2 protein-coding genes and 4 pseudogenes are annotated in these 5762 nt (G+C 59.3%); 4 read left to right on the top strand and 2 right to left on the bottom strand.

Going from position 1 to position 5762, the window contains the following annotated elements; all coding sequences use genetic code 11:
* Positions 1 to 109: 109 nt before the first annotated feature.
* Positions 110 to 2404, bottom strand: a complete 2295-nt coding sequence (locus tag ACPUER_RS35700; RefSeq protein ID WP_425133439.1) for a hypothetical protein — start codon at positions 2402 to 2404, stop codon at positions 110 to 112.
* A gap of 297 nt (positions 2405 to 2701) precedes the next feature.
* Positions 2702 to 3010: pseudogene (locus ACPUER_RS35695) on the bottom strand (transposase); the annotation flags it as partial.
* 114 nt (positions 3011 to 3124) lie between these two features.
* Here ACPUER_RS35695 and ACPUER_RS35690 point away from each other — a divergent pair.
* The 4 genes and pseudogenes from ACPUER_RS35690 to ACPUER_RS35675 all read left to right on the top strand — a co-directional run.
* A pseudogene (locus tag ACPUER_RS35690) lies at positions 3125 to 3451 on the top strand (transposase); the annotation flags it as partial.
* A 354-nt stretch (positions 3452 to 3805) separates the two neighbouring features.
* Positions 3806 to 4110 (top strand): annotated as a pseudogene (locus ACPUER_RS35685) (N-acetylmuramoyl-L-alanine amidase); the annotation flags it as partial.
* A gap of 73 nt (positions 4111 to 4183) precedes the next feature.
* Positions 4184 to 4557 (top strand): annotated as a pseudogene (locus ACPUER_RS35680) (autotransporter strand-loop-strand O-heptosyltransferase); the annotation flags it as partial.
* A 127-nt stretch (positions 4558 to 4684) separates the two neighbouring features.
* Positions 4685 to 5762 (top strand): WH2 domain-containing protein (locus ACPUER_RS35675; protein WP_425133438.1); only part of this gene is annotated, 1078 nt, incomplete at its 3' end.

Genomic DNA, 5762 nt, shown 5'->3' with positions numbered 1-5762 from the left:
TCGATCTTGTTGAGTTCGGGACTGTAGGCAGGCAGATAGAACAGGACAGCTTTGTGATCGATCAGCCACCGATCCCGTGTTGCTACGTCGACACGATTCCCGGGGCGGTTCAACCAGTTGTCGGCGGACCCTTTACGAAGAACATCAACAGATCTAGTGGTCGTCTTTGCTTGTAGATCGCTTTCATGAATTCGTCATTCTGTGCGGTTGTCAAATCGCTGCGGCTGGCCTCAAAGTAGTTTCTCGCCTGCTGATCGTTAAGCTTGGACAGAAAGAGGGCGCAGCACTCGGGGGGCAGCCATCGCAGTGGAAGGGTCATCAACGCTTCAGCGGATTCGCGCTCGATCACAGCCTCAAAGTAGTTTCTCGCCTGCTGATCGTTAAGCTTGGACAGAAAGAGGGCGTAGCACTCGGGGGGCAGCCATCGCAGTGGAAGGGTCATCAACGCTTCAGCGGATTCGCGCTCGATCACAGCGCGCCCGAGCGCCGCCATCAACTTGGGCTGCTGCGACTGAAGCGTTTCAAGCTTCTGTTTCGGAAATTGCGCAAGGTGCGCTGTATCTACCCCCAGTTCAACGCACTGCTCGGGGGAGATACGCTTGTCCCAGTAAGCGTTCATGACGGCTTGAAGATATGTCTTGACAACATCTACATGACCGTTTTCCCTAGCTCGATCAAGCCCGGAGGCACCGTTCTTGGATTTTGCGCTCAGCAGGTTGGCGATGTGCGTTGGCGAGAATCGCTTTGCCGCGCCGCCGGACGTCAGCACTAAGTCGAGGAAAGCTTGTACCGCCTTGTCATGTCCTGCGTCCATGGCCCTGTACAGGAGGGTGCCGGGCCCGTTCACCGACAGAAGGTTGTACAGCACTTTCTCGTGCGCCAAAGAACCATAAATGGTATCCGCGACGGCGTGCAATAGATGTGTCCCGATCAGCGCCACGGCTTGAGCATTGCCGGTGGAAAGGACTTCGCTCAGCCAGAGAACCATCGCAAGCTGAGCTGGGGGCGAACCCACACACCACGAACCGACGTGATCAAGCAGCGGTAGTCGCTGCTGATTGCCTACCGCTGTTGCGAATGCGCGTTGCTGCTTGGGTGTCAAGTCGCTGCCGTTGGCCTTAAGGTAGGCGATCGCCTGATCATCGCTAAGCTTGGACAGAAAGGGGGCGCAGCTCTCGGGGGGCAGCCATTGCGGTGGAAGGTTCATCAACGCTTCAGCGGGTTCGTGCTCGAGCACGGCATGTCTGAGTGCCGCTGTCAATTTGGGCTGTTGTGCCTGACGCGTTTCCAGCTCCGGTTTCGAAAATTGTGTCAGGTGCGCAACCGTCAGTGGTTCGACCAAGCCACCCACCGTGGTCCAGACGAGTGATTCATCGTTGTGCCGAATCTCGACCTTGAGGCCGGTGCCAGGCTCGTTCCAGTCCAAGACAAGTTCCCCTTCCTTGTAGACCGCTTCAACGAGTCCTGCTTCATGTTGTGCGCGCAAAATGTCTCTCGCGAGCAGGGTGGGGTCGGTCGGCACGCGCACGATCTCGTTGCCGCCCGCGTCGTCGAATACCAAGATGCTGGCGCTGCCTTCTTTGACGGTATCCGCGCCATAGGTCGACGCCAGTTCGCGCGCAAGTCGGTTGGCCGTTTTAACGATGGCATCGTCGTATTCGACGCCGCAGATCAGCTGATCAGGTGCAATTTTCGTCTCTTCACTCAGCCGGTCGAGGTAGATCTGCTGATAGCGGTCTGCCATCGCTAACGCCAAGCGGCTTGGGGACACATAGTCCTCCACGACCTTCATGCACGCTTCCAGCTGTTCAGGTGCGACATCCCGCGGGGCAAAGGGATCGGGCGGAGAGGAAATACCCAGTCGTTCGGCTCCATAGTTCATAAATGCCGAGACTTCGTGAACCTCATTGCCTGGCCCATATATGCGGTGCTTACATACATAGTCGGAGATGCACTGTTCGATGATGTCGTGTTTGAGCTGCCAGGAGGCCGCCAGCAAGCCGCAATTCGTGTTGCAGAGCCGATCGATTTCGGTGATGAGCTTGGTGATCATACCCGGTCCACAGACCCCAAGCTCGCCCGCTACATTGCGCACGGCGCTGGTGCGCAGGTGAAGGTCGATGTCGTCATTCTGCAACAAACGGTGCAGCAGGTCGAAGACGCGTTTGCCTTCCCCATAGAACGCCACGCGTTGGGTCGAGTAGTAGTTGCGCTCCAGGTTGAACAGGCGCTCCTTGAATGTGTCCACGCGCGTTTCTATGTCTTTGGCATCGTATGGGGCGTGTTCAGCCGCAAATTCATTCAGGTGGGCGAGCGTCGCGCTCATTTCCTGGTGAAACTGTGTATAGGCATCGCTTTTCTCGAAGTCATGGACCGTGCCGTGCTTCTCGGGTGAGTAGACCATTGCCGGCGACTGCATGTCGGTTGACGGCCTGTTGCTATCGGCTCGTGAGGTGGGCGGCGTGGTCGACATGAGGTCAGGACAAAATCCGCGCAATCCAATATTTCCTACTCCGAATGGCATAATGATTCCTGGTTTCCTAGGGTCTATTTAGTAAGGGCAATGCTGATTAAGTTCACCGTCCCTGTAGTTCATGCGTCATAGATCGGTGTGCATGACTGAGAAAGGCGAACGACGATGAAGCAGCAAACGCTGGCCAACCTGTCCGCATTTTTGTGGGCGAGGCGGTTGAACAGCGCGTTATCCGCGCGCCTGCATAAATCGCTCGCCGAACAGGATAGCAAACTGGTTCATCGCTGATTTCCAGTCGAAGGCGGCCCGCACGGTCTTGGCCAGCACGTTGCGCAGCGCCAGCCAGAGCAGCTTGATCGCCGCCTCGTCATTCGGGAAGTGACCACGCGTCTTGATGATCTTGCGCAGTTGCATGTTCAGACTTTCAATGGCATTCGTGGTGTACACAACCCTTCGAATCTCCGGCGGAAACACGAAGAACGGTATGACGTGCTCCCATGCGCGCTGCCACGATTGCACGATGGTCGGATATTTCTGAGCTATCGTTGGAAGTGGTGTACGCGGCGTAGGGAGGAGGCAGGAGAAGGCGGTGGCGATTGAAGGAGAATGTTGCTTCTCACGGTAACACTTCCTCAATCGAACTCCACCACCATGGCGAAACATACGCAGGATACGAGCGACAGTCAAACGGCAGAAGCAAACATCAAGGGTACGGCCGGCCTGGACGATCTGATCCAGCAAGGGGCGCGGCGGATCATCCAGCAGGCAATCGAGGCGGAACTGGCGGCAATGCTCGAGCAGTATTCGAATGTGAAGACGATCGATGGACGGCGGGCGCTCGTGCGCAACGGCTACCTGCCAGAGCGCGAAATCGTCACCGCTGTGGGCCCGGTGCCGGTCAAGGTGCCAAAGGTCCGCGACCGTTCGGGCTCGGGCATCAAGTTCAAGTCGTCGATCGTACCGCCCTACATTCGCAAGTTGACGCTGCCTCGTTTTAACGTACAGCAACTTATGCGGCAATCAACCTGGCCTCGTAAGGTGGTCGAGCTCGCACCGTGGCTCCGGCCTTCGGCCGATTCCGCCCGCGCGGCTTTCCGACGCTCGTGCGCATTCCGACATCGATCAAAGCGGCGCGCTCGAATCGCTCAATATCGGTTGTTTCCCCGACGCCCCAATACCGGCCGCTTGAAATAATCGCGCTGCTGACTGATCTACCGGGCGATCGGCGCCACCGCTATCGAATCTGCTCTGTCGGTGTACGCATCGCGATGCGAATCGCGGTCGTCCCGTCACCGGGATCGCGCCTGGCGCTCGCCCAAGAGGAACCACCAAATGAGCCAACCACGCCAATCACGACGCGACGGTATCGCGAACGCAAAACGCCGCCGATTCATTGCGCGCGCATCGCTGCCGGCGGCGCGCATGGCGTCGTGATCGACATGTCGATTGCGTCCCGAACGAGGACTCGCGCGCTCCGTCGCGCTGCTCACCGATCCGATACGCGGCCCGTCAGCACGCACTATCTCGTGCCCGATGCGGCCGACGAAGGCAAGCGCTTTCGCGTATACGCGCGCGCGCCGGAATCGACGCGCGCGTGGTACGCGGGCATCAGCTACTGGCAGGTCGAGCGCCTGCTCAGCGATCTCGATCGACATCGAGATCGACGCAGGCGGCAAGCGCGTCTTCAGGCATCAGTTCGACACGTTCGCTGAGGTTGCCGACGAAAGCAGCGCGCTCGCGCAGGCCGCGCACACTCTTGCGCCCGGCACACCGTGGACCGAGCGCGCGCGGTGGCTGCAGCATGAGGCGTGCCCGGCGATCTCGCGTGGCTCGCATGGGCTTCCGGCGCACCCGTCGTGCTCATCAGCGGATTCACGCACCCGGTCAGCGAGTTCGACACGCTGTACCGAGTGATCAATCCCCATGTATGCAACAGCTGCTGGAACGGCGTGAGCGCGAACTTCGACGATGCCGATGCGTCGGCGTGCCCGCGCCACGCGGGCACGTTGCGGCAATACGAATGTGTGCGGCTCGTGAGCGTCGAGCAGATCAAGCGAAAAGTTCGATCGGTTCGTGGTATCGCCAGGTTATTCATACAACTAACAGTTCTATCGCCGACTGATTCCGGCAACCTCTCGTCGGCTGGAACAGCTTCAGGCGTACCGCGCAGGCTTTTTGACCTGGTCATTATTCATTCCATACATTCTCACTATGAAACCCGCTACGAAACATCGAAATCTTCCTCCCCCTCATGCTCGACAAGACTCCGGGCAACGCGCATCGACTGTCCAATCTCGGCGCTTCGCGCGTCTATTGTGTTCGTCGATCGCTCCGCTCACGCTCGGATTTCCAGCGGAGGCATTCGCCTTAGGCGAGGCAGAAACTTCGGAAGTCAATCGAGCCACGTCAAAAGATGCGCGTGGGGATCTGCTCGCCGATATAAGAAATGGTGTGCAACTGAAACCTGCTCAGCCCCGCGCACGAAGCACGCCTAGCTCGGCCGACGCCCCCTCTACGGAAACAACGATTGGGACCGAGATGCGCAAACGGCGCGCGGCATACGAATCGGATCCGCCCTCCCCCGTATCGCCCTCGGCGTCATCGAGGGTCGACTCTGTTCCAACCACGCCGACCGTAACGCAACCGTCATCGCATCCGGAGCCTTCGCTGGTCTCCCCGCGCCATCCTTCTGCGCCAAATTCCCCGGGCGTTGCGTCGCTGCTTCCCGTGCCTCCGGCCGAATCGACGCGACTTCCAGCGAATGCGCTCGTCGCAGGAGGGGCAGAGACTTCGGAAGTCAATCGAGCCACGTCAAATGATGCGCGTGGGGATCTGCTCGCCGATATAAGAAACGGTGTGCAACTGAAGAAACTTGCTCAGCCCCGCGCACGAAGCACGCCCAGCTCGGACGCCGGCACCCTGGGGGACGTGTTGAAGCGCGCGATAGCCGAAAAGATGAAGGTACTCGGACAGCAATCGCCCTCCCCCACATCGCCCTCGGCGTCATCGTGGGTCGACTCTGTTCCAACGACGCCGACCGTAACGCAACTGTCATCGCAGCCAGCGTCTCCGCCGGTCGACCCGGGCCATCGTACTTCGCCAAATTCCCAGAGCGTTGTACCGCGGCATCCCCTGCCTTTGGCCGAATCGACGCAACCGCATCCGAACCGCCCCACTCCCGCGCTGAAGCCAACGTGGCCACTGCGCGAGGACTCGGTACAATCGCAGACCGCGTCGTCGCACGTTGCGCCGGCCGCCACACTGCAGGAGCATGCGCAGCAAAGCCCGG

The sequence above is a fragment of the Burkholderia sp. DN3021 genome, assembly GCF_049805555.1.
Taxonomy (GTDB): domain Bacteria; phylum Pseudomonadota; class Gammaproteobacteria; order Burkholderiales; family Burkholderiaceae; genus Burkholderia; species Burkholderia pyrrocinia_C.
The sequence above is the reverse complement of the archived record's forward strand: the minus strand, read 5'-3'. Positions and strand labels throughout refer to the sequence as shown.

What these genes read in the sequence shown, in the direction of transcription:
- ACPUER_RS35700 (WP_425133439.1), bottom strand. Translation starts at nt 2,404, where the DNA reads ATGGTCTACTCACCCGAGAAGCACGGCACGGTCCATGACTTCGAGAAA.